The 22,198-nt window shown below is 67.1% G+C and carries 24 protein-coding genes; all 24 read right to left on the reverse strand.

Annotated features, from left to right (window positions below; all coding sequences use genetic code 11):
• Window positions 1-17: 17 nt before the first annotated feature.
• Complete coding sequence (locus ABFX54_RS10195; protein ID WP_346103520.1) at window positions 18-494, reverse strand: hypothetical protein; 477 nt, start codon at window positions 492-494, stop codon at window positions 18-20.
• A 28-nt stretch (window positions 495-522) separates the two neighbouring features.
• The gene (locus tag ABFX54_RS10200; protein ID WP_346103521.1) at window positions 523-1,128 is read right to left on the reverse strand and encodes a hypothetical protein; all 606 of its coding nucleotides are present in this window, start codon (window positions 1,126-1,128) and stop codon (window positions 523-525) included.
• Window positions 1,129-1,131: 3 nt separating this feature from the next.
• On the reverse strand, window positions 1,132-1,308 hold the full coding sequence (locus tag ABFX54_RS10205) for a hypothetical protein (protein ID WP_346103523.1): 177 nt from the start codon (window positions 1,306-1,308) through the stop codon (window positions 1,132-1,134).
• Between the two features lie 43 nt (window positions 1,309-1,351).
• Window positions 1,352-3,256 (reverse strand): hypothetical protein, encoded by a 1,905-nt coding sequence (locus ABFX54_RS10210; protein ID WP_346103525.1) that lies wholly within the window; start codon window positions 3,254-3,256, stop codon window positions 1,352-1,354.
• On the reverse strand, window positions 3,253-4,443 hold the full coding sequence (locus tag ABFX54_RS10215) for an AAA family ATPase (RefSeq protein ID WP_346103527.1): 1,191 nt from the start codon (window positions 4,441-4,443) through the stop codon (window positions 3,253-3,255). The genes ABFX54_RS10210 and ABFX54_RS10215 overlap by 4 nt, the downstream gene beginning before the upstream one ends.
• A gap of 26 nt (window positions 4,444-4,469) precedes the next feature.
• The gene (locus ABFX54_RS10220; RefSeq protein ID WP_346103528.1) at window positions 4,470-4,868 is read right to left on the reverse strand and encodes a WGR domain-containing protein; all 399 of its coding nucleotides are present in this window, start codon (window positions 4,866-4,868) and stop codon (window positions 4,470-4,472) included.
• A gap of 149 nt (window positions 4,869-5,017) precedes the next feature.
• Window positions 5,018-5,773, reverse strand: a complete 756-nt coding sequence (locus tag ABFX54_RS10225) for a hypothetical protein (RefSeq protein WP_346103530.1) — start codon at window positions 5,771-5,773, stop codon at window positions 5,018-5,020.
• A gap of 155 nt (window positions 5,774-5,928) precedes the next feature.
• The gene (locus tag ABFX54_RS10230; protein WP_346103532.1) at window positions 5,929-6,678 is read right to left on the reverse strand and encodes a hypothetical protein; all 750 of its coding nucleotides are present in this window, start codon (window positions 6,676-6,678) and stop codon (window positions 5,929-5,931) included.
• A gap of 38 nt (window positions 6,679-6,716) precedes the next feature.
• Window positions 6,717-7,103: a hypothetical protein gene (locus ABFX54_RS10235; protein WP_346103534.1), complete on the reverse strand. Its 387-nt coding sequence runs from the start codon at window positions 7,101-7,103 to the stop codon at window positions 6,717-6,719.
• Window positions 7,100-7,342: a helix-turn-helix domain-containing protein gene (locus ABFX54_RS10240; RefSeq protein ID WP_346103536.1), complete on the reverse strand. Its 243-nt coding sequence runs from the start codon at window positions 7,340-7,342 to the stop codon at window positions 7,100-7,102. The genes ABFX54_RS10235 and ABFX54_RS10240 overlap by 4 nt, the downstream gene beginning before the upstream one ends.
• A 164-nt stretch (window positions 7,343-7,506) precedes the next feature.
• Window positions 7,507-9,276: a ParB/RepB/Spo0J family partition protein gene (locus ABFX54_RS10245; protein ID WP_346103538.1), complete on the reverse strand. Its 1,770-nt coding sequence runs from the start codon at window positions 9,274-9,276 to the stop codon at window positions 7,507-7,509.
• A 164-nt stretch (window positions 9,277-9,440) separates the two neighbouring features.
• Window positions 9,441-9,971 (reverse strand): hypothetical protein, encoded by a 531-nt coding sequence (locus ABFX54_RS10250; RefSeq protein ID WP_346103539.1) that lies wholly within the window; start codon window positions 9,969-9,971, stop codon window positions 9,441-9,443.
• A gap of 19 nt (window positions 9,972-9,990) precedes the next feature.
• The gene (locus ABFX54_RS10255) at window positions 9,991-10,941 is read right to left on the reverse strand and encodes a sigma-70 family RNA polymerase sigma factor (protein ID WP_346103541.1); all 951 of its coding nucleotides are present in this window, start codon (window positions 10,939-10,941) and stop codon (window positions 9,991-9,993) included.
• Window positions 10,938-11,999 (reverse strand): DUF4192 domain-containing protein, encoded by a 1,062-nt coding sequence (locus tag ABFX54_RS10260; protein WP_346103543.1) that lies wholly within the window; start codon window positions 11,997-11,999, stop codon window positions 10,938-10,940. Before ABFX54_RS10260 ends, ABFX54_RS10255 begins: the two co-directional genes overlap by 4 nt.
• A gap of 184 nt (window positions 12,000-12,183) precedes the next feature.
• Entirely contained in the window at window positions 12,184-12,993 is an 810-nt protein-coding gene (locus tag ABFX54_RS10265) for a hypothetical protein (protein WP_346103545.1), read from the reverse strand.
• 250 nt (window positions 12,994-13,243) lie between these two features.
• The gene (locus ABFX54_RS10270) at window positions 13,244-13,927 is read right to left on the reverse strand and encodes a hypothetical protein (protein ID WP_346103547.1); all 684 of its coding nucleotides are present in this window, start codon (window positions 13,925-13,927) and stop codon (window positions 13,244-13,246) included.
• Between the two features lie 669 nt (window positions 13,928-14,596).
• Window positions 14,597-14,845 carry a hypothetical protein gene (locus ABFX54_RS10275; RefSeq protein WP_346103549.1) on the reverse strand — a complete coding sequence of 83 codons (249 nt, stop codon included), beginning with the start codon at window positions 14,843-14,845 and terminating at the stop codon, window positions 14,597-14,599.
• A gap of 243 nt (window positions 14,846-15,088) precedes the next feature.
• Complete coding sequence (locus tag ABFX54_RS10280; protein WP_346103551.1) at window positions 15,089-15,877, reverse strand: hypothetical protein; 789 nt, start codon at window positions 15,875-15,877, stop codon at window positions 15,089-15,091.
• Window positions 15,878-16,023: 146 nt separating this feature from the next.
• The gene (locus ABFX54_RS10285) at window positions 16,024-16,548 is read right to left on the reverse strand and encodes a single-stranded DNA-binding protein (protein ID WP_346103553.1); all 525 of its coding nucleotides are present in this window, start codon (window positions 16,546-16,548) and stop codon (window positions 16,024-16,026) included.
• A 306-nt stretch (window positions 16,549-16,854) separates the two neighbouring features.
• Window positions 16,855-19,953 (reverse strand): hypothetical protein, encoded by a 3,099-nt coding sequence (locus tag ABFX54_RS10290; protein ID WP_346103555.1) that lies wholly within the window; start codon window positions 19,951-19,953, stop codon window positions 16,855-16,857.
• Window positions 19,954-19,962: 9 nt separating this feature from the next.
• Complete coding sequence (locus ABFX54_RS10295; protein ID WP_346103556.1) at window positions 19,963-20,262, reverse strand: hypothetical protein; 300 nt, start codon at window positions 20,260-20,262, stop codon at window positions 19,963-19,965.
• Window positions 20,263-20,423: 161 nt separating this feature from the next.
• A complete protein-coding gene (locus ABFX54_RS10300; protein ID WP_346103558.1) occupies window positions 20,424-20,879 on the reverse strand; it encodes a hypothetical protein in 456 nt (151 codons plus the stop codon).
• A 220-nt stretch (window positions 20,880-21,099) separates the two neighbouring features.
• Window positions 21,100-21,357: a hypothetical protein gene (locus ABFX54_RS10305; RefSeq protein WP_346103560.1), complete on the reverse strand. Its 258-nt coding sequence runs from the start codon at window positions 21,355-21,357 to the stop codon at window positions 21,100-21,102.
• A 403-nt stretch (window positions 21,358-21,760) separates the two neighbouring features.
• Window positions 21,761-21,901, reverse strand: coding sequence for a hypothetical protein (locus ABFX54_RS10310; protein ID WP_346103562.1), 141 nt, complete (start codon window positions 21,899-21,901; stop codon window positions 21,761-21,763).
• Window positions 21,902-22,198: the final 297 nt, after the last annotated feature.

Raw genomic sequence — 22,198 nt, forward strand, 5'->3', positions numbered from 1 at the left:
AGAGAGGGTGAGGCAGGTCAGTCCGGCGCGGCGTCAGCGCTGGCTTGACGAACCATGGCCGGGTCACCGGGGCAGATGGTGATGCTCAGCGGCCGCCCCTCATAAGAGCGGCCGAAGTAGCGGACGAACTTGGTGACGCGGTCGTCCAATCGGGTGAGTTCCCTGGCGAAGTAGGCCGTCATGTCGTGCCCGCTGCGCACGATCGCCGGATTGGCCGAGGCGTCCCAGAGTCGTTCGCAGGCGAAGCGCACCCAGGCCAGCCCTTGCCAGCAGGCACGCGTGGTGCGGGGCCGCTCGCTGACGTCGTGCACGGTCACGGGCCCTGATGCCAGGTGCTGGTAGAAATCCGGGCCAAGCGTCCAGAGGACATCGGCCCAACGCTTTTGCTCACACCAGGTGGACTGCAGCCGCAGGTAGCGGGGATTGGGCACGTGTGGTGCGCACAGCAGGCCGCGCGTCAGGTTGAGGTAGTGCACGCCCTCGGCGTTGCTCATGGCGGTCCTTCGGCGGCCAGGCGGCCCATCACAGAGCGCCTGCCAGATCGAGGATGGACAGTTCGCGGGGCGTGACCAGGCGCACGGACATCGGTTCGACGCCGGCCAGAGCGACCCCGAGCAGGACATCCTCGTGTCCGCTGCGGGAGCCCCAGTGCGGCCGGTATTGCTCCTGCCGGTAGGTCGCCAGATAGAACGGCGGGATGGGAGCGCCGGCACGCCTGCGATGATCATCGGAGTTGGTCCACCGGTGGCAATCACACTTGGGGTCGCCGCATCGATCAGCTTCCAGGTCGCGCGGAGCAGCCCGGTAGTGGGCCATTTGTCCGTTCATGGCCGGGCAAGCGGCGATGGCGTAGCGAGCGCAATCAGAGGCGTGCAGCGCCGGCTCGCTGGAATAGCCGCGGATGATGTCGGCCAGGCGCAGCAGCAGCGCGTAGCGCCCGCCGGGGCGGGCCGACAGCGGCTGGCCGCAGGTGCCGCACAGCTTGCCGAGGAGGCAGTCGTTGGCCCGGTTCGGGTGGTTGATGCCGAACAGGGCCCGGCCTGAGCGGTGGCGGGCGACGACGGCGGGAACGACCAGCCCGCCCTGCATCGGGCAGGTCGCCAGACGTCGGGGCTTGTGAAGGGTCACTCTTTACAGGCCGTCGAACATGATCGCGCGGTTGACGCTATCGATCGCCTCGATCGCCTCGTCCTCGTTCATCTCGTGCAGATGGGCCAGGGGAGTGGTGTCGACGCTTACGTCGGCGAGGCGGGCGTCGGCGACGGCGATCCGGTGGATCTGCTCGCTCTCGTCGGGGGTGAGGGACATGGATCTCCTACATTCGGGGGTGGGGCCCGCCGGCGCTTGCCGGTCAGGCGCTGGCTTGGCGTAGCGCGGTGACGGCCGCCTGGCCCAGGGCGAGGGCGACGTCCTTGGGGGTGGTGGCGTGCACGGCGACCGCTTTGCCGAGCACTGTGGCGGTGCCGTCCAGGCACAGCCACAGCACGCCGCATCGATTGGCAACGAGCCGGTTGATCTTCCGGGTAGAGGCGCGGACATCGGCGTTGTCCGTGTCGCCATCAGAGGCGATCACGAGCAGGCGTGCCCCTCGTCCGGTGGCGAGGTTCAGCGCGCCGTCCAGAGCGTCAATAGCTTGGGCCAGCACCTCGGTGCCCTCGTTGGCGATCAGCTGCGGGACCTGCTCGGGCGGTCGGCCGGGCCAGGTCACGGCGGTGACAGCACTGCCCCATGCTGCGCACGCGGATCGGCCTTGAATCTGAGCGGCCGCGTGCGCGATCACCCACGACGCCGACGCCATGGCGTCGGCGGTGTGCTGCATGGAACCGGACACGTCCACCGCAATGCCGACCGCCAGCGGGGGCTGGTCAACGTGAGCTGTGCGGCGCTGCCGGAACGGCTGCGCGGTGATCGGCAGGCCTTGGGACCGTTGCGCTTCACCGAGCATGGCCGAGCGGCCCAGCAACCGGCCCGGTGGGACCGCGCTGGGCACGACGGTGATATGCCGATCGCGGAAGCGGGCCTGGCGGAGCCGGGCCGCCAGAAGGTTGGCAGCGATGCGTTCCTGCGAGTTCGGCGCGCGCCAGCCGCGGACGGGGCCGCTCTTGGAAGTCGTCCTTCCCGCGCCCTTGCCGCCGAAGACCTTGCCTGCCTGGTTTTGCGCGGAATGGCGGGCAGCATTCTCCTGGGCACGGCTCTTGAGCAGATTCTGGTCGGGACCGCGGCCGGCCTGCTGGTCGGCGAGGTCGGCGAGGTCGGCCGCGGCCTGTTGGGCCGTATCGTCGGCGACCGCGTGGGCGGCCTGAGCCACGGCGGCCAACAGGGGGTTCGCCTGAGCTGAATCTGCCTGCTCTGTCTGCTCGTCGCCCGCTGCGGGAGATGGTAGGTCGGCGCCGGGAACGCCGGCATCAGCAGAGTCGGCGTCATCGTCCGAGTCGCCTGCGTGGGCCGTGCAGACCAGGCCGAGCGCGGCAGCCGTCTGCTGGGCGAGCGGGTCTTCGGTCAGGTTGGCCACCTGGACGAATCGCCGGGCGATCTCCACCAGATCTGGAAGGCTGCCTTCGGCCAGCGCGAGCGCCTCGCACCACAGGTCTTGCAACTGCTGGAGTGTCTGCTGGCCGAACTCCGTGCCGACGGCAGCGGTGACCGCGCTGACGTCGGTGGGGTCGAGCACGCCCACATCGACTCGGCCGAGCACCAGCAGCGCCGCTCTGGCGGCTAGCCACCGCTGCTGGCTGGGCGTCAGGTTGGTGGGCAGAGCCTGCGAAGGTTCCAGCACGTGTTGGGCGGATGCGCGGAGCCATCGGCGCGATGTCGGCCGTTTATCCAGTTGCAGCGCCTCAACGCACAACTCCTCCAGAAGAGTCGTCACCTCGGCGACGGCGGGCGATCCTGCCAGACGGTGCAGTTCCTCCGCCGACCATGGCGGTCGGCGTGCGTGGCCGCTCTCGTGCGCGCACAAACCCACGAGCACGGGGTGAGCCAGCCGCCCCTCTACTGTGGTCGGGTCGATCTGATCCGGATGGGTGCCGAGGGCGAATGCTCGGTCGGCGTTGATGAAGACCTCGGCGCGTTCGGGATCGAACATGGCCGGCGGCGCATCGTCGGGTTGATTCCACACCACGTGCAAGAGCAGATCGTCACGATCGGCCAGCACATTGATGATGTCGTTGGTCCGGGCGGTCAGTTCGTCGCGAGCCTCTACCAGCGCCGGGCTGACCCCCGGCGCTGGTGCGGTGAGGCGCAACCGGCTCGTCATATGCCGTACCGGGGGCCTACCGCGAGGGGCACGATCTTCGGGAACTTGGTCTTCAGTGCCTGCATGATCTCGTTGCGGTCATCCTCATTCTGAGCCTTGGAAACCAGGTTGGCGGCTGCATATTCCCCGCCCAACTGGTCGGCCAGATTGCGGAAGGACAGCAGGTCGCGCAGCTGCGGGGACCAGGTGAGCTGCCCCTTGCGGCGCTTGAGGTCGAGATTCTTCGAGATCGTCACGATGTCACCCGAGACGCCGAGCTCACGCGCGAGGTCCCAGTCGGACTCCACCAGGATGTGGTGGTCAAACCTGCTGAGCAGAGCCTCCGACAGGTTCGCACCGGGTACGTGAGGGTTACACGCGGCGATGAGGAACCAGTTCTTGCGCAGCGGCACGGGCGGCAGTTGCGGGTTGGCCGGGATGTGCAAGACACCGCGGCCGTCCATGAGCCCGTAGACGATGGGCAGCACCCGAGGGTCGATGAGTGCGATCTCGTCGATCAGGAGCGGAACGTCGTTCATCACCGAGCGGTGCAGCGGACCCGGTGCCCAGTCCCAGGGCTGGCCACTCCCCGGCGCGGCTGGGACGAAGGTGCCCAGCAGATCCATCTCCGTGGTGTCCGCGCTGCCGATAAGCGTTTCCAAGCCGACTCCGTCGTTGGAGGCGAAGGCGGCCTCCACCATGGCGGTCTTGCCGGTGCCGGGTGGTCCATACAGCAGAACGTGCGAGCGGCTGTTCTGGGCGGCCCGTAGCAGTGCCAGGTCTTCATGTACGCCGATGTGGCGGGGCTTGTAGACCTGGCTATTAGGCCGGGTGCGTTCTCCGATCGGGTTCAGGGTGGCCGGTTTGCGCGGTCCGGGCTTGCCCACCGGGGGTTTGCGCGTCACCCGGGTGGTGTTCGGCAGAGTAGCGAGTTGGTTGGCGATGCGTCTGGCCTCGATGAGGCTGACACCGTTGTCCTGGAGGTGCCGAAGGGCGGCGACAGCGTTGCCTCCATGAGCGAGGGCGTGTGCCTCTTCGCGCACATCGTCGGGCAGGCGATCGATGGCCGCCATCGTGGCCGCGCTCGTCGGCGTCGCAATCGTCGGCGCTGACCTCGCCGGCGCCCCGGCAGGCGGCGTGGGGAGGAAGTCGTCAGAGGTCACCTGGTTCAGGAGGTCGTCGACCTGAGCGGTTATCGGCGAAGTCACGGGGACCGGTGGTCCTTTCGGTCTCGTCAGGAGGGCGCGCTGTGCGCGTTGGCAGCGTGATCGAGGAAGGCGTCGATGACGCGCTGGGCACTGCTGGGGTCGCTGTCAGCACGTTGGAAGTCGCGTTGACTGACCTGAAAAGGCGTCACGGGCAGCGACGGCACGTAGCCCTTGGCCTGCTTCTCGGTGGCGAGTTTGCGAGCCTTGGCCGCAGCGGCCGCGAAGGAGTCGCAAGAGTGGCGCTGGACCTGACCCTTTTTGTGCCGTCGGCCGTAGTTGATCACCACGTCATCGCCGGACAGGAAGACACGGTAGAACTTGTTGGTTCTCAGGTCGGGCGTGGTCATCACCACTTCCCAGCCGATGACCAGAATGGAAGCCTCGTCAGAGGGATCGTGAGCAGCCATAGCCGCCGGGTTGGACATCAGGAAAGGCTCTCCTTCGCCTTATGCGAGGTACGGTGCTCGTGCCAGCCCGCTGGGGGCTCCGGCGGTGGGAGCACAGCACTGGTCATGAGGCGCCAATGGCCCGTCGGTCCTCACCGAGGGCCGACGGGTCCTGGGCCGATGCTGGTCTAACCGTCGCTGGGCGCGTTCAGGCGGGCGAGCGCCGCCGGGCTGAGCTGGGCCAACCGCGCGAGCGTCGCGGCATCCAGACCAGCGGCGGCCAGTTGGTCTGTCACCTCCGCCGGGGCGCCGGTCGGCGCAGGTACCGGGGGCGTGGCCTGAGCCGGTGCCTGCGCCAGCACCGGGCCCGGGGTCTGGCCCTGAGCTGGTGCCTGGACGGGAGACGTCATCGAAGCGATGGAGCCAGCCGCAGGCATGTGCGGTGCCGGAGCCGAGATCGCCGTAGCCTGCTGCGGCTGCTGCTGCAAGATCGGATCAGGCGGCAGGTACTCGGACTCCCATTCCCTGCCGATGTGCCCATTTCCGTTCGCCTGACCCCATTGGGTGAAGGTCACCGACAGTACCCCGCCGATGTCCATCTCCTCGACACCGACAGCTTCCATCGCGAGTGCGACCGCATCGGCGCTGGCTGCCTTGAGATACAGGACCCGCCACCCGTTGTCGTTCGGGATGTTCGGGTCGCACTGCCCGGTGTCCAGCACGACGCGCAGCTGCATGCGGGGGGTGCCGTCAGAGAAGAAGAGCGGGCGGCGAGTGATGTACTCGGTCTGCTGTATGACTCGCGGCTTCTCGACGAGCACGCCGATGACCTTCGTGCCCGGAACCTTGAACTCCGCAGAAGGGATCTTGGGCCGGTTCAGTGCCCGAATCTTGTTGAGATGGCGGGCCAGGAACTCTCGCGCGGTGGTCGGAGGTGAGAGCACAGCGCGAGGCTGCGCCTGAACCTGCGGGTACGCCGGCGCGGGGGGCTGCGCCTGAACCTGCGGGTACGCCGGCGCGGGGGGAGCGGTCGTTGTCTGCGGTGGCTGCGTCGGGGGGTAGTACGGTGCGGCATTCGGGTAGGACATGAAACCCCTTCTTAGGGACTAGCGGTGGCAAGAATGGGCGACGGCGGGGTGGGGAGGCTGAAGTCGCCAGGGCAGCCGATGCGGGGATCGGTGCTGCCGGGCAGGAAGTAGGGACAGCTCTCGCACCAGGCCGCGGTGGTGCTCAGCAACGGCAATGCCTCTCGCCCAAGGACTTGCACGACCTCGTTCACTTCTTCGGCGCGGGTGAAGGCGTCCAGAGCGACCTGTTCGTCGTACGGCTCGTGCCAGTACCAGCGCGCAGACAGGTCCTGGGTGCGCGGCAGAAAGGCGATCACCACATCGGTGATCGGCAGGCCGCGCATCCACCAGCCTTTGCCGTAGATGTGGATCTGGGACTTGTACTGCGGCGGTGGCCCATGCACGCGGTAGCGTTTGAGCGACTTATTGCCGACGAATTTCCAGTCCAAGACACGGCCGGTCAGGCGGTCGTACAGGTCGCTGGTGCCGTCGATGTCGTCGCCGGCCAGCTGCCCTACGAGGTTCTTCTGTTCGACCAGGAAGCGCGGACCGGTCAGGCCGAAGCCTGGCGGGATCTGAACGCGCGCCAGGTCGCTGGCCAGTTGTGCGTGCCCAGCGACGCCGAGGTAGCTGTACCAGGCTGTCGGCCAGTGCACGCGGGGCACCTTGGCGAGTTGGTAGCCGAGTTTTCGATCGCAGGGACAGCCGAGGTCGGAGGGGCCCGGCCGCTGCTGCAGCGACCGGGGTTGATGGGAGGTGGCATGCCTGATCGCGGCGTCCACGTCGTTCGTGAACGCCGTGAACGGGTCAGGCGGGGTTGTCACGGTCCTGCGCCTGCTGGCGGGTCTAGGAGCTTGAAGCGACGCGACGGGGGGATGGCCTTGGAGTAGATGACCTTCTCGGGGATCAGGTCGGGATGAGCTTTGAAGAATTCCTTGCTGTCGAAGCGCATGCCGCCAGCGATGTGCTGCCAGCGCACGGCCGGGACGCCGTTCAATGTGCCCTCTTCGGCGCTGCCGAGCTTGTTCTGGATCACCGCGATGGCTTGCTCGGCCATGCGATCGAGCTCAGCCCTCTTGGCTTGGATCTGCCAGAGAAGGTGGAGCCATTTCGCTTCGCCGCCGTCCAGCGGTACCGCTGCTGGGGTCGTGGATGGGCTGGCTGCTGATGCTGTGTCCGCGGTCTGAGGCGGGATCGTGCCGGTCATCGCGAACCAGAGACGCGAACCAGCAGGGCGCGCAGTTCGCCTTCCGGGTAGCGGCGTTGCCCGCCTAGCGTGCAGGTGTAACTGAGCCTGCCGGCCTTGGCCCAGCGAGCCATGGTTCCGGCCGTGACTCCGAACATGTGGCCTGCTTCACCTGGGGTCAGCTTACGATCGTGAGGGCAGAACTCCTCGTGGGTGGCAGTGAGCGGGGTGGCGATCTGCAGGGGCAGTGCGACGGTCATGGACGCCTTTCAGAACGACGGCAGGTGGAGGGAGAGCTGCTCTGTGGCGGTTTGGGGCGAAGCGAAGCCACTGAGCCGTCACAGAGCAGGTGATAGGAGAAAAGGTGACGTTCGGGGTTTGTCTGGGACGTCGATCCGTTGTGATGTTGGTCGCGGACGAGATGTCAGGCGTCGGCGAACTCGCCCATGACGGCGTCGCTCTCAGGGTCGGCCCAGGTGTCCGCGTCGTCGCTCAGCGCGCGCGGCACCGACCGGGCACCGTCGCCGACGTCGTCTTCGTCTTCGGCTTCACGGCTGCCCTCGTCCGGCTCGGCCTCGTCCGGCTCGGCATGCCCGCGGTCGGCGTCGCTCCCGGCATCGCTCTCGAGGGCTGGCTCGGTCTTGTCGTCCACCAACGCGTCATCGCCGGCATGCTCGCCCTTGTAGGGGACCTTGCTGACGACCGTCTTCTCGAGCAGGGACGGCTCATAACCGAGGCTGATTAGAAACTGCAGCCAGACGGCGGTCTGCTCCCGAGTGATTGCGCCCTGCCGGTCCGTCCGCCAGACGTAGCTGGGCGACGTTTTCGTGGAGGAAATGGTCTCCTCGTACGCGGCCGCGAGCGGTGCCAGGAACAGCCAGGCCAGCCGGCCGGGCTTGGCTGCGGCGATCTGCTCGGCGGTCGGCGGTGCACCGATCATGTGGTTGCGGGAGCCAAGGCTGGACCCCTGTACGTACTTGGCCCGCACCTCGTGCGGCATGTCCTTCGCCACCTGCGCGCAGACGAACCGCAGTACCTGCTGGTCGGGGTCTGTCTTGCGGGACAGCGCGCTCTTGATGAAGTCCTGGCGCAGCTGCGTGCACGCCTTCCAGGCGGTGTTGCCCTCCTTGACCACCTTCACCGGCAGAGCGTTCTTGTCCCGGGTTCGCTTCTGCTCGCTGTGCGGCTTGTAGCCGTGCTGGTCTGGCTGGGCGCAGTAGTGCGACAGGTTGGTGCGGTAGGTGAAGTAGGCGCCGCGGCCGGGGCAGTTGGCGTGCGCCTGCTTGTCGATGCTCTTGCCGTTCTTGGCCGGCAGGCTGTAGAGGTGGACCGCCCCGTCGGGAAGGTCGTCAGTGACGGCGACTCCGGCGGCTTCTAGCTCGGCTTTTAGCTTGGCGCGGTCGGCTTCGAGCTGGCGCTCCTCCTTGAGGAAGGCGATCGCATGCTGGACGCTGGTGCCTCGATGGGCTCGGCTCGTGATGTACTCCGTCGCCGCCTCATCGTCAGCGAATTCGGCCATCTGGCCCATCTCGAGCAGAGTCCAGTCGCTCTCAGGCTTGATCTTGATGAGCGCGTCGCGCTTGTTGCGCACCATCTTGCCTGCCGTCATGCCGCGCTTGACGTCCTTCTGCGTCAGCCCGGTCTTGGCGGCGATGTCGCGTACTTTGCCACCCGCCTCTTCGGCCGAGAACAGAGCCATGGACTGCTGCAGGGCGGTCAGATCCTTGCGCTGCACAGCGGTGGTGATCATGTCGGTGAACTGGTCAGCGACATTGTCGGCGAGCGCGGGGTCGATCATGCACGGGAACTCGCGCGTCACGCCTCGCTTGCGGGAGCCGAGCAGCCGCCGGTTGCCGTCCTCGACGATGAAGGCACCGCTGCCGTCCGGGTCGGGAAAGACCAGGAGCGCCTGCTTGATGCCAGCCTCGAGGGAACGGCAGAAGGCGTCGGTGAGGTCGAGGTCATCCTCGCGCACATTGCGGGGGTGGGGCCGCAACCGCTTGTCGGGGATCCACGCGAAGGGAGGGTAGTCGGGGCCGGAAAGATCGTCGTCGTTTCCGTTGTCGGCTTCGTCGTCGCCGGCCTTGCCGCTGTCGAGCTCGGCAGGCAGGTCTACGGCCGCTGTGTCAGGAGGGCAGCCGAGCTGGTCATGGTCGGTTTCCGTTTCCGGTTCCGTGGTGATGATGACGGTCATGGGGTGGGAGGTGCCTCCTCATCGAGAGCAGCGCCCCGGTGGCGCTAGCGTCGTTGGGGTCGGTTCGGGCGCGCATGAGGAGGCCTCCGCCGTTCCTGACGAGCAGGCGGCCGGAGGCCTCGGATGAAGCGGCCCAGGAGCCGGTGGGAAGAAGATGGGAAGGGTCAGGTGGGCTGCGGTCCGTTGAGCGAGGTGGAGCCCGCAACGCCTACGTCGGTGACGGTCAGCCGCCCGGCGACCTGCCGATAGCCGATCGGGTTGTAAGCCCAGGCGAGCTCGCCGATGGCCACGACGTCGCCGACCGACAGGGACCGCAGCCGGCGGGCACGGTAGGAGCGAGCCAGTTCGTCATCGCCGACGTTGAAGATGCGCCACGTCTCAGCCAGGACGCGATCAGGTGTACGGGCAGCTTCGGCGGGGATCTGGAAGGCGAACACCTTGATCATCGCGTCATCCGGCTGCCAGGCGGCGAACATGCCGGTGGTGTTGTGCCAGACCGCCACGGTGATTGTGGAACTGTCTAGGGTGAGTGCGGGCCGTCGGGTCATGCTGACCTCCCGTTGCCGGTGGGCGGGAGCGGTTCCCGCTGCCTGATTTCGAGCGGCCGAGGAACGTCGGAGCGCAGGAAGGCTCGCCCGGAGGGCGACCGCGCGCAGCGCGGCGTGGCCTTCCGGAGCGAAGAGGTTGTGCGGCATGCTGCCAACTGGCAGCGGGTCAATCGTCGGCAGATGCCGTGGGCTGAAGGTGTTCCACGAGCGGTGATGCGTCGAGCAGTGCGCGTAGGGCAGCCAGGGCCTTCGTTTCGATCTGCCGGATACGTTCACGCGTCACGCCGAACTCGCGCCCAACGTCGTCCAACGTCCGAGGCTGTCCGTCAAGGAGGCCGTATCGCAGGATCAGGACACGGGCCTGCCGGTCCGGAAGACTTCGCACCAGCGCGTGAAACTGGTTGATGTGGTCGGCTTCGGCGATGGTGTCGGCGATGTCGGGGGCGGCGTCGCCGATGATGTCGGTCAAGGTGCCAAGGTCATCGGTCAGCGGTTCGTCGAGGCTGAGCGGGTGAAGTCGTATGCTCAGCAGGTCCGCAATCGCGGGCGGGGCCAGGTTGACGGTGGCGGCGACCTCTTTGAGGGTTGGTTCCCGGCCCAAGGTATGCGACAGGCTCCGGACCGCCTTGTCGATCTTGACGAGTCTGTCTTCGATGTGGCTAGGCAAGCGGACGAACCGTCCAGTTTTGTCCTGACCGCGGAAAACGGCCTGACGGATCCACCACGTGGCGTAGGTGGAGAACTTGTAGCCCTTGGTGAAGTCGAACTTTTCCACTGCACGGATCAGCCCGAGGTTGCCTTCGGCGATCAGCTCGGGCAGGGGAAGGTGTCGGCGGCGGATGCGCTTGACGGTGCTGACGACCAGCCGCAGGTTGCACTCGATCATGCGCTGTTTGGCGCGTTCACCTTCGTCGCGTAGCGTCCGCAGGTCCGCCTGGAGTTCAGCCTTCAGATCGGGCCGGGTATCGAGGAGTTCCCCGGCGAGCAGGCCGGCCTCGATGCGCTTGGCCAGTTCCACCTCCTCATCTGCGGTGAGGACCGGCATCCTCTGCAGGTCCTGAAGGTAGGTGGCGAAGGCTTCGGGCATGTTGTCGCGCGTTCTGGTCGGAACGCTCACCGCGGCTCCTGCGGCAAGAGGGGCCGGGTGTCCTGGGGAAAGCGTTCGGCCAGCGCGGCCAAGGTTGTGGGAGCGAGCTGGTAGGAGCGGATCTGCGCGGGAGTCACACCGGTGTTGGCGATCTGCTGCATATGCAGCGCGGTGAGGTTGCCTGGGTCGGCCTCCAAAGCTCGGCGGAGCGCGATCTGTGCGACCGGGCCGTCGCCGCTGCGCAGCGCATAACTCGCGGTCAGGAGCGCGGGAGCGACGGCGTCAGCTGGATCGACGCGGCGCAGTACTTCGCTCCACATACGTAGGTGCACCTGATCTTCACCGGGTTCGGCCACCGTCGCGGCCAGTTCGCGCAGGAGTGCCGAGGAGGTGAGCGTCTCCAGCCAGGCCACCTGAACGTTGTCGAGCTCCTGGCCGAGGTCGACGGCGCGGGAGGAGGATGCGATCCGGTCGAGGAGCTCGGCGCGCCAATCGTGGTCGCGGGACATCAGTTCGCGGGCTTGGGCGTGGACCTGCCGGGTCGCTGCCTGCATCTGTTCGCGCGCCGCCCCGGCCAGGGAGGCAAACTGGGCAGCGTACGCGGCCTCGTCCGGCAGCGCGGTCAGGCCGAACATGGTGGCTTCGGCGGCCGCGAGGGAGCAGGTGGGGTCGAAACTGATGCCCTCGGGCGGGCAGCAGGTGTCGCTGCAGACGTAGGACCAGTAGGTGTTGTCGCAGAAGCGCAACGCCTCGATGAGGTCCAGGCGGCTTTCGTGGTCCAGAAGAAAGCGCATCATGTCCATCAGCGGCGTCACAGCGGCCTCGGTGCCGTAGCCGATCAGGACGACATGATCGGCATCGGACCCGTTCTCCAGAGATTGCTTGATGTGCGTGGCCATGGCTCCGAGGTCGGCGTCAGGCCCGGGCAGGTCAACGCACGCTACGCCCGCCACCCGCGTCTCGCAGGTGAAGGCGATGGCGATGATGGCATTGCAGGGGTGGTAGCCGAGCAGGTACGGCGTCGCACCAAGCACCGCGCTGGCCTCGACCGTACGAAGGGGCCGGTCCGGCGGAATGTCGGGAAACATGAGGTGAACCTCCAGGTGAGAGAGCCTTGGTCGCGTCACGCTCAGCGGCGCTGATGCTCTGGGTGAAGTCAGCGCCAGCCAGGCCACCTTCGTGTGCTGCAGCGCCGGATGATGGCAGGGGAACAGCGGGCGTCGCGGCCCCGCGCGGGGCCGCCTGAACGGGAACGCCGGATCTAGGCCGCGATTACCGATGCTGCGGGGGAATCTTCCACTGCATGACAGCACCGGTGATGAGGTCGTACGCATCGTGCGGCAATGCGGAGGAGGAGGTGTCGGCGAGGTGCGCGGCCAGCGGGCCGACAACGAGACGCCATCCGGACGGACTCACGTGCCAGCGAGAATCCTCGGAGTTTGGGCCGCTCCACCACTGGCCGTCGCCGGCAATCCGGCATCCCTGCCCCGGTAGCCTGTCATCGATGCCGATGACGTCGCCGACGTCCAGCGGGCGTAGGCCAGACCGCTGATAGCGGCGCAGATCGTCGTCAGCGGCAGGGTCGGCGGTGAGGCCGAACCGGGTGAGCACACCGTCCAGGTCCCGGCGCTTGTCCCTCTCGCTCCGCAGTGGACGGACATGCAGGGCGCAGGTGAAGACTGGAGCCATGGGATGGTCAGGTCGCCAGCCCAGCTGCCGGTCGGGGTGCAGGTTGTGCCACAAGGTGATGGGAATGCCGTCACCATCGGCACGTGCCCTGGTGACGCTTACGTCCGCGAAGGTACCTTTGCCTGCCCGTTTGCGGCGGAGGCAATGGCGCAGGAAGCCGATACCCGCGGCGGCCTTCACGACACTGCTCGTGGCCGCCGGCGGTAGGCGCTCAGGGGCTTCAGGCGCGGCGAGAGCGCTGAGAAGAATCACCGCGGCACCGAAAATGAGGATGGCCACCCACACCAGCGCGCGCGACCATGGGCGCTGCATGAGACGGTCGACCACGAACAGTATGCGCATGACGAGGGCAATCCAGAGCTTCGACACGGCGAGTTTTCGATCTTCACTCATGCAGCACGTCTCCTTCACAGGACGGGGAGGGTGGTGCCGCTGGCCCGCTGGCCCGCCAGGGGCGCGGACAAGCGGAAGGAAAATACAGAGAGCGGCGACCGGCATGTCCCTGGGATCGACCGGCCCGCGCGTGGGTACGGACGGGGTTGAGCTCGGCGGACAAGCCCGTTGCTTGGGGCGCGCTCCTGCGTTGGCCAGGACCGGCTGTCGATCGCCGGTCAAATGGCCATGCGCGAGGTGTGGGTCGAGGTCATCCCATTGGCGTGGACGTGGCCTGTCCTGGTGTCGCCGCCGGGGTCAGGCTGCGCGCGAAGGCCAGGAGGCGTTCCAGCTCCGCAGGGCTGAGCTGGAACGCCGTGAAGTCCACGGTGTAGGTCAGGTCACCGTCGTCTGAGCTGAACACGTGGATACCCCCGTGTGCGCGGTGCACGTGTGCGCGGCGGGCGTCCCAGCGGGCGGTACTGGACACGCCCATCCAGGTGTTCGGGAAATAGCGTCCGCCAGGTAGCACACCGGCCAGCCGAGCTGCTTCGGCTTCCCGGATGGTGTGCCGGTGGAAGTCGAGGTCCCACTGGGCGCGCTCGGTGACGGCGCGAGAGCGGTAGCGGGGGAGCAGCGTCCTGTTGATCTGGCGGGCGATCGAAACGGGCGGGCGGTTCATCCGCGCCGAAATCTCCAACCCAGAGGTGCGGGTGCGGAAGGCGCGATCGAGCTCGGGCCCCGGCGGGAGACCCGTAAGTCGTAGGCGCCCTTTAGCGCGCTCGCTCGTGTTCTTGTGGTGAAGAGCAATGCGCAGATCGCCGCTGACCAGCGCCAGGTGCACACCGTAGTAGGGACCACGGTCCCATTGCTGGACCCGGAAGTCGGCGCCGAGTTCGTCTGCTACTTGCTGAGCCAACGTCAGGGTTGTGGGGAAGTCGATGTATCCGTACACAAGCTGCTTTCCGTAGGCCGCAGATGGTGCCTGGTGCGTCGTTGGGGTGGGGAAGTACCCGCGCCCCGGACGGTTGTCGCCCGGAAGGGCGCCGCCTCGCCACTTCAGCGCCTGCCGCGTTGAGCCAATGGGGCATGAGCCAGGCGGCCAACGTAGGTCTGTAAGCCCCCACGGCACGAAGGCCCTCGTGCACACAACGACCGTCGAGAGCCTGAACGAGTTGTACGGCGACCTCGTCTCGGTGGAAGACCAGTGGCGGGCCGCCGGCGAGCACGAGCGGCAGGAGGTGCGCGCGTGATCCGGTTCCGGATATGTTCAGTCAATTGCCCGAGCTGCCGCAACCGCCCCGACAGGGGCGTCCCGTTCCTGCACCGTGTCCGGCCATTGCTGCTGCTGATGCACTCCCTGTGCGACGCCGTCCCGCGCCCACTGCTGGCTGGAGAGGGAAGTACTGCGACGCGAACATCGCCATGGTGGCCGAGGTTCTCCAGGCGTTCCAGGAGGGCGGCATCCTGACGGATGAGTAGATGGCGACGGTCCAGCGGGTGATTGAGGAGGTGCCGCACCGGACGCAGGTGGCGCTGTCGGGGCTTGTGACGGCAATGGTGAAGAAGCAGACCGCCTGACATGACGAGGGCCCCAGCGAACCGGGGCCGTCCATCAACGCTCTCAATCCATAGGGTCCGGGTCGCGTATGGTCCCAGCAATGATCGAATACAAGTGGTTGTACTGCGCTGGCGCCTGCCGAAGGTCCCAGAACCCGATCTCCGCCACCGCCCGCGCCTGCCGCTCGGTGCCCAGGTAGACGACCTGGTGGGAGAACTTGCCGCTGTGCGGGTTGATCGCGTTGACGCGTTGGAGGGCGGTGCCGGGCTGGGTCTCTTCGGCGGGGTATTCGGCGGGAATCGTGGTGGCCATGATCGGTTCCTTCCGTCGGGTATTGGGCTGGTGTAATTACGGTCACGGGTGCGGGTTAGAGGTTCGGTTAGAGGTCGGGTAGGAGGCCCGGTTCAGATCGCGGCTGGCGGACTTCGGCTCACTCGTCGTCCTCGTTGGCCAACCAGATGCGCCCGGAGCTGCCCCAGGAATTTGGCCGGGGGAGATGCCGAGGTCGCGGGCCGCACGGACCTAGAGGCTGGACTCTTGCGGAGCGTGAGCGCGTCAGAGATCGCCGGCCAGCCGGCTGAACGACATCCGCATAGGCTGGGTGACCGGGTTCCACCCGTTGGGGCCGACGTGCCACGCCTTATGACCGATCACAATGACATCACCGGTTTCCAGCCCGCGCTGGGCAGTGGTGAGATAGCGGCGATCGAGAGGCATGGCGGGAGTCAGGGCATGCACATTGCCGAAGCGGGCACGAATCGCGTCAAGCTCGTAGTGCCAATCCTTGTCGCGGCAGGGCGCAGACGTGGTGTAGCGCAGGACGGCCGTCATCTCATGATCGGACGCCCACCCGGTGAGCCGATCGGGGTGAGTGTTGTGCCAGAGCGTGACCGTGGCGGCGCCGAAGTCATCACCGAGCAGATCTGCGAAGAGCCATGCCCAGGCCCCATCGCGGGAGATGGCGACCAGGACCGGAACCGAGTCGGCCGCGAAGCCCAGATCGTGGAGAAGATGACGATGTCCGGACGGGTGGAGGTGCGAAGCGACCTCGTCGCGGAAACGGGCAGTGATGAGCCACCGGCCCGCCTGGTCCGTCCACAGGCCGCATCCGTCTAGCGCGGGAGGGGCTGGGCAACTGGCAGGCGCCTCTCCGACGATCTGCCGTGCGGCGTGATGGACCGCTCGGCGTAGCGATTGCCAGCTGGCCAGGTCGAGATCGACGCGATTCCTTCTGACGTGCAGGTGAATCGTGCCCTGGCCCAGGTCGGCGTGAACCTCGGCGGAGGTGCCGTCGAGGAGGGTGAGATGAGTGCTTCGAGTGTGTGGTGCTTCATCGAGCATCATGACGCTCCCTTGCATGGGCGGCGAAGGCGGGGCCCGCAGGACGGTGCGGAGCCGGCCGGGGCAACGGGTCCGGAGACACGGAAAGGGCCGACGGACTCCGCCAAGCGAAATCCGTCGGCCCTTGTCGGGTCACGCCGAGGGGAAGGTTAGAAGGGGGGCTCGTCCCCCGGGAAACCTCCGTCATCGGACGTGGATCCCTCGGACGTGCCAGACGTGCCGGACGTGCCGGGACGCTGGCGGGACGCGGAGGCCCACGGGTCGTCGGCCGGACCGCCGCCGAAGCCACCGCCGCCCCCGCCCTGGCGGGAGGTGCGGTTGACCTTGGCCGTCGCGTGGCGCAGAGACGGGCCGACCTCATCGACCTCGACCTCGTAGACCGTGCGCTTCTCGCCTTCCTTGGTCTCGTAAGACCGCTGCTTGAGCCGCCCCTGCACGATGACCCGCATGCCACGCTGGAGGCTCTCGGCGGCGTTCTCCGCCATCTGCCGCCAGACGTTGCAGGTCAGGAAGAGGCTCTCGCCGTCCTTCCACTCGTTGGTCTGGCGGTCCATGAACCGCGGAGTGGACGCGATGCGGAACCGGGCCACTGCCTGCCCCGTCGGAGTGAAGCGCAGCTCCGGGTCGTCGACCAGGTTGCCAACGATGGTGATCACGGTGTCGCCTGCTGCCATGAGTGCCTCCTTGTAGTCACGGGCCCGTCATCACCTGGTGGTGGCTGGGGCCGTTCCGGCGTGGCATGGTGGGACACCCCAAGCGAGTTGGCTGGTCAACCCCGGCTGCGGGATGTTGTGGGGGCGGGGTGGTCGAGGAACGAGTGCCACCCCGCCCCCACAACATCTTGCGGTTAGCCGGGGTTGACCAGCCGGCCGCGGGGTGTCTAATGCCCTCGTGCCGGATGGTCGTTCCCAGCTAGCGCCTTTTTGTTGTCCCTTTGGGCGATGCGACGTGCGGGCCTGCGCTGAGGCGACGACCGCGTGTCAGCGGCGCATGGTGCTCGCCCGAGTGGCTTCGGTTTGGCGCCTGCCATGGTCGGTGGGCGCGTTGGCGGGGCTCGATATGGCCGGACGGGGCTGAACGTTGCCGGTGGTGGATCTGAGCGCGGCCGCGGAGCGTCGGGCGGAGGCTTGATGGTCAGCGATCAGCTTCCGCGCTCGATCAAGGTGGGGGTTGCCGGTGGTGGGAGCAGGGTTGCGGATGGCGTCGATCTCGCGGTTGCCTATCGTGCGCTGCCAGGTGGCGGCGTCGAGGTTCGGGTTGTTCCACAGCTCGGCGACCGCGGGGGACAGCGGTTGATAGGTCCGGGAGGCCTTCTTGGACTCGCGATCTTTCCTTCCACCTCGTTGATCGTGAAGCCGCTCGGCAAGCTGGGTGTCGCTGTCGGTCCGTTCTGCGGAAGCCAGTTTGGCGGCTACTTCGTCGAGGAAGCCCGCCACCTTGTCGTGCGGCGCCCAGAACGCCAGGGCCGGCTGATCTTTGCGGGCGATGCGCCAGTCCAGCCACTGCCGGTCGTCCTCGGGCGGCCAGGCGATGTCGCGAGGGTCTGTGCCCTTCTGAGTCGCTTGATGGGCGGTCTGGCTTGCGTCCGGAGCGGGGCGCATAGCCAGCCGTGGCCCAACAACGGTACGGCTCAGGCTCGCGTCCATTGTGTCGAGTTTGACGGCGATGGGGCGCTGACCTTCCATGTGGACCTGCATCTGGTCGGGACGTTCGGCCCGGTGCGTCAGCGTCACCATCATCGAAGGCGCGTCGGGATTGCGGTTGGTGGTGTGCGGGCGCAGCCGGATGTGGTGCTCGGTATCGACGAGGTGATTGTCAGCGCCCCACGCGTCTCGCAAGGACATGCGCCGGTTGCCTTCCAGCCCGGACAGGTAGTCCTGGCTGCGTTTGCGCAGTTGTTCGGAGAGCCGGTCCTGTGCGTCAGGGTCGTTGTGCGGCGCGATGTCGTACAGGGCGATGCCGGGACGCGAGTCGGGATCGAGGCTGCCGTCGATGGTTGTGGGCGCCGTCTGAAGCGCGGCCTGGGAAATTTTGGCGGCTTCGCGGTATTCGGCCAGGTCAGGGTGGAATCGGCGGTGAAGGAGTTTGCCGTCGGCCAGCAGAGTGGGGTCGTTGGTGCTCTTGGCCACCTCACGGACGGCGTCCAGGAACGCCAACCGGCGATCAGCGCTGATCGCGTCGTCTTTCACCGTCGCGAACAGCGCTTGGGCCTGCCGTTTGAGGGCCTCATCGCCACGCTGGTGCCCCAACTGCCACACGTCCCGGGTGAACGTTCGCGCTGCGATGGCGAAGAACCGGTAGGGGTCGGCCTCGGAGAGCATCTGGGGCTGCACAGAAACGACTTCGCCGTAGCCGGTGACCAATTCGCCGCGTCGTATCCGCGCCACGGTGGGATGGGTGACGCCGTACACGAGGTGGAAAGTGCCTTGCGGTGTGTCAATGGGCCGTGAGCGCAGTCCAGGTACCTGGGCGGGAGGGCCGGCCGCTGGCGAGGTGGCCGGGAACACCGGGTGGTCGATGTCGCGGCTCAGGTCAGGCCCGCTGGCCGCCAGCGCGCGGATCTCGCCAGCGACACGTTGCCGCAGCTCCGCGGGCAGGGCGTTGAGCTGGGCGGCGAACTCGGTACCGGGCGGGTAGATGTCGTAGCGGCGGCGAGCGTCCAGGTTGGTGGGGTCTGCTCCCGGGACATGCTGTGCGGCAGCCGACTCGGCAGCGGCTGTTCGCGCCGGTGGTTGAAGAGCCTGCGCTCGTCCGTTGACATGGGGGGCGGGTGGGCGGGTGGCGACTCTGACTACCCTTTGCCGGTGCTGGTTGGTCTCGATCAGGGAGAGCCTCTGCGCGAGGTAGATGTGATCGGGGTCCGGCTCGGTGCGGATTGCCGCTATGTGTACTGCGGCGTGCCCGGTGGGCGACTTCCGGCCGCCGACGGTCTTGTAGACGATTTCACCTTGGGCGACCGGCGTGATGCGCTGCTGCAACTGGTCGCGCAAAGGCTTGAAATGCTCGCCGTGGAGTTTGACGATATGGCTGCGGCGGGCTGCTTTGACGCCCGCCGCCTTTTCCGCCGCTTCGGCGTGGTCGGCGACCCGTTCCCAGGTGCGCACGATGCGATGGAGACCTGCCTGAAACTCCACCTGGGCGGCGATGCTTCCTGGGTCGGCGGCGCGCACCTCGACCGGGAGAGCTGGCGCTACCTCCCCCCTTGCGGCGGCGATGCGTTCAGCGGCCTCGGAGGGCCGGTCGCGCACCGCGAGGTTGAAGTCCAGATCGTCGGTCACGGCGAGAATCTCGATGGCGGGTCGGCCGGGCGGCCGGTCCAGCTCAAGTGGCGACTCGTCTTTGTCGTAGGTGGCCTGAGTTGCCGCATACAGGGTGGGCCAGCGCCGGAAGACCAGCGCGTGGTCGACGCCGATCGGCACTGCGTAGACCTGCCGATCACTTCCGGGGACCGTCACTTTGGGGAGCAAGCCCAGCCCCGCCAACCGATTCAGACCGGTGCCGCCACCAGGAACCGCGGCGATGTCGTGCAGGACATCCAGCACCCCGGTGATCTCTTCTGCGGGAAGCCGTGCGAAGTCGGCCAGCACCCCCCGAACGGGTTCAATGGAGGTGTGCGCCCGGGCCAGTCGATTGGTGGGCGTGTTTCTGGCGATCATTTCGTTGTCGAGCTGGCGGGAGAAGGTCAGCCGTACCGTCTCCGCGGGGGAGGGGGTGCGGGTGGCGAAGGGAGCAGACTGCCATGTGCCATGGACGATCGGTCCGCCGCTTCCCTGCTGACCGTAGACGAGCGCACGCAGGGCGAAGACCGCTCGTTCCTGGTCGGCCGGCGTGAGTTGACGCAAGTCGGCGAGCGCGCCGTCCTCGAAGACGACGTCGAACTTGGGCCTGTCCGCCGGTACGGCCGCGGGCCGCACACTGCTGCTTCGGTCGCCCACGATCGCTTCGGCTCGCCGGAACTGGCGGGCATCGTCGTCGACGTCCTCGCGTCGAAGACGGATGAGCGGTGCGTTGGGAACTTCGTCTGCCCAGGCCCGCTCGTTCGTGCTCGCTTTCGGACTGACGTTGCGGTCACCGGCCATAGGGTTGTCCTAGAGATGAGGAGGGTGGTGGGCCGGTGAAACGGCCTCGGTTTCGGGCGTCTCTGGAGGTTGTGTCAGGAAGTCGGCCAGCTCCGTGTCTGTCATGGGCCGCTGGCCGGCAGCTGCCTCCTGGGCGACGAGCCGGTTCAGGAGGTCGACCTGTTCCATGCTGATCAGCGCGGCGGGCACGCCATCGTGGGTGACGACCTGTACGGACTGGGCGAGAAACCCTGCAGCGGCGATGTGACGCACCACGTCGGCGAGCGGACCGTCGACGAGGAGCGGCTGGGGCTCTTGGAAATCGGTCATGTTCTGTTATAGCGCTACTCCCGTCACATCCGTCAACGAACTTAACAGCAAAAGTCAGACATAGTGCGGAAAGTGCGTCAAGCCCGCGTTCGTGCATGCATGTGTGGTCCCGCCATGTTCGTGCGGGCGGGACCGCCGCATGCCTGCGCAAGCCGGACAGGTCATCCCATGACCACTGTGGTGTAAGCAGACTCGGGCCGCTGCTGCTGATCAGCTGCTCTCGCGGCTTCGGGATAGTCCGCGCGAAGCTGGGCGAAGACCGCCTCGAGAGCGCTGGTGACGGCATCGCCGACGAACCTGGGCGATTCGCGAGTCGGCTTCTGGAAGGAACCGGCGTAGCACCATTTCGCCGCTCCGCACCGTGGGCACTTCCGAGGCACCTCAGGGCACTTCACGAGATGCCGGCGCGACCAGCGGGCTTTGCTGCCGCTGCCTTCAAGTTCAACGAGTATGTCGCCATCCTCGGTGAAGAGCGCCGCATCCGTGCGGCAGTGGATGCACCGGCCCAACCATCCGAAGACGATGCCGCTGAGCCGAAGGAGTGGCTTGCCTGGAGTAGGCGTGGCGATGATGGGAGCCGGTGCGGTAGCGGGGTCGTAGGAAATGTGGTCGCGCATGGTAGCGAAGGACAGCCTTTCGAGGAGAGGGCCCGTGCATCAACGGGGCCGGCGGTTCGCGTCGCTTCCCCACGACTCGGGTGGGGGCGTTGTGCAGCATCAGGCCGATGAGCGGGTCGGCAGATCGGCAAGGTGGTGAACTTCTGGACCCCTTCGCACCTTTCCGATGGCGGTGGAGGGCGGCGGTCGCTCAGCCGCATGGCTCACCAGTGGAGGGGATTCAGCCCTGAGCAGGCCGACGCGCGGTACGCAACAGGCGGTCCTGCTCGGAGGTCGCGATGATCTTCAGGTATTGCGTACCGTCGCTGCCATAGCGGTATGCGATGTAGGCGGGAGAGGAGTCGGGAAGGATCACGGTGTACAGATAGGCACCGACGCTCACCTCGACCCGGCCGTCGATGTCCGCGCAGGCGATCTCCAGCGTGCTGGCGTGTGCGAACACTGCGTCGCTGTTCTTGTCTTGCGTGATGTAGCTCATGATGTGTCCTGCGGAATGGGACGGCGGCTGGCCAGCCGCCGCTGTGGGTTGGCGGAGATGGGTGATGAGTCGCCAGGATGGAAGCCGTCGTCCCTGATGAGGCAGGGAGTCGCTTCCGGCGTGCGTCCGGATTGATCGGTTTGGCGTCGTCCTCCCCGCTGACGCCGCTCCTCTAGACGCTGACGCCGGCTGTGCAGGTCGATTGACCGGGAAGGCAAGCTGTTGCGGCGGTTTCCGGGCGGCGAAGCAGAAGTCTGGCCGGTGGGACTTCCTTGCCGAGCGGCCTTGAGACTCCGCGTCATCCGCCCCTGGTGACGATTTGGGGCAGCGTCATCTCCTGCGCGCCCCACGTGGTCACCAGGGTGGACGGTGTCGCCATGTCCACCCTGGTGGCTTCCGCGGCTTAGCCCTGGCTGTGGGTCTCCTCACCGTCCAGGATGATGTGGTGGACCAGCCATGCGGCGCCTATCCCGATCAGCGCCCCGCTCAGGTGACGTCGCCGGCGCAGCTGCGCCGACAGCGTCTTGGGCCCCGGAGTGGACAACAGGGCCGCGGTCTCGAGCGCCGCGAAGGACACTCCAACTGCGACGGCCCAGGCTGTCCAGGCCCGAGGAAAGATTCCTCCCGACGGGGGGAGGATCAGGTCTGCTCCTGTAACGGTGACCTCACAAACATCAGCCATCTGCGTTCCTCATCGATCGCAGCCGGGCTGCTCCCGGCGCCTGAGCATTGGGCATCGCTCGGCCCGGAGTGCAGGAAGGCTCGCCCGGGGGGCGACCGCGCGCAGCGCGGCGTGGCCTTCCGGAGCGCAGGGGCGGGCGATATCACTAGGCATGCGCCG

Origin of the sequence: Nonomuraea maheshkhaliensis, from assembly GCF_039529435.1 — a bacterium.
Classification (GTDB): Bacteria; Actinomycetota; Actinomycetes; order Streptosporangiales; family Streptosporangiaceae; genus Nonomuraea; species Nonomuraea maheshkhaliensis.

Coding starts and splice junctions, on each gene's coding strand:
- ABFX54_RS10250 (WP_346103539.1), bottom strand. CDS start 9,971: ATGCCGCACAACCTCTTCGCTCCGGAAGGCCACGCCGCGCTGCGCGCG.
- ABFX54_RS10240 (WP_346103536.1), bottom strand. CDS start 7,342: ATGACCGTCGCACTGCCCCTGCAGATCGCCACCCCGCTCACTGCCACC.
- ABFX54_RS10280 (WP_346103551.1), bottom strand. CDS start 15,877: ATGATGCTCGATGAAGCACCACACACTCGAAGCACTCATCTCACCCTC.
- ABFX54_RS10195 (WP_346103520.1), bottom strand. CDS start 494: ATGAGCAACGCCGAGGGCGTGCACTACCTCAACCTGACGCGCGGCCTG.
- ABFX54_RS10235 (WP_346103534.1), bottom strand. CDS start 7,103: ATGACCGGCACGATCCCGCCTCAGACCGCGGACACAGCATCAGCAGCC.
- ABFX54_RS10260 (WP_346103543.1), bottom strand. CDS start 11,999: ATGTTTCCCGACATTCCGCCGGACCGGCCCCTTCGTACGGTCGAGGCC.
- ABFX54_RS10245 (WP_346103538.1), bottom strand. CDS start 9,276: ATGACCGTCATCATCACCACGGAACCGGAAACGGAAACCGACCATGAC.
- ABFX54_RS10210 (WP_346103525.1), bottom strand. CDS start 3,256: ATGACGAGCCGGTTGCGCCTCACCGCACCAGCGCCGGGGGTCAGCCCG.
- ABFX54_RS10295 (WP_346103556.1), bottom strand. CDS start 20,262: ATGACCGATTTCCAAGAGCCCCAGCCGCTCCTCGTCGACGGTCCGCTC.
- ABFX54_RS10300 (WP_346103558.1), bottom strand. CDS start 20,879: ATGCGCGACCACATTTCCTACGACCCCGCTACCGCACCGGCTCCCATC.
- ABFX54_RS10220 (WP_346103528.1), bottom strand. CDS start 4,868: ATGTCCAACCCGGCGGCTATGGCTGCTCACGATCCCTCTGACGAGGCT.
- ABFX54_RS10285 (WP_346103553.1), bottom strand. CDS start 16,548: ATGGCAGCAGGCGACACCGTGATCACCATCGTTGGCAACCTGGTCGAC.
- ABFX54_RS10275 (WP_346103549.1), bottom strand. CDS start 14,845: ATGGCCACCACGATTCCCGCCGAATACCCCGCCGAAGAGACCCAGCCC.
- ABFX54_RS10305 (WP_346103560.1), bottom strand. CDS start 21,357: ATGAGCTACATCACGCAAGACAAGAACAGCGACGCAGTGTTCGCACAC.
- ABFX54_RS10265 (WP_346103545.1), bottom strand. CDS start 12,993: ATGAGTGAAGATCGAAAACTCGCCGTGTCGAAGCTCTGGATTGCCCTC.
- ABFX54_RS10290 (WP_346103555.1), bottom strand. CDS start 19,953: ATGGCCGGTGACCGCAACGTCAGTCCGAAAGCGAGCACGAACGAGCGG.
- ABFX54_RS10205 (WP_346103523.1), bottom strand. CDS start 1,308: ATGTCCCTCACCCCCGACGAGAGCGAGCAGATCCACCGGATCGCCGTC.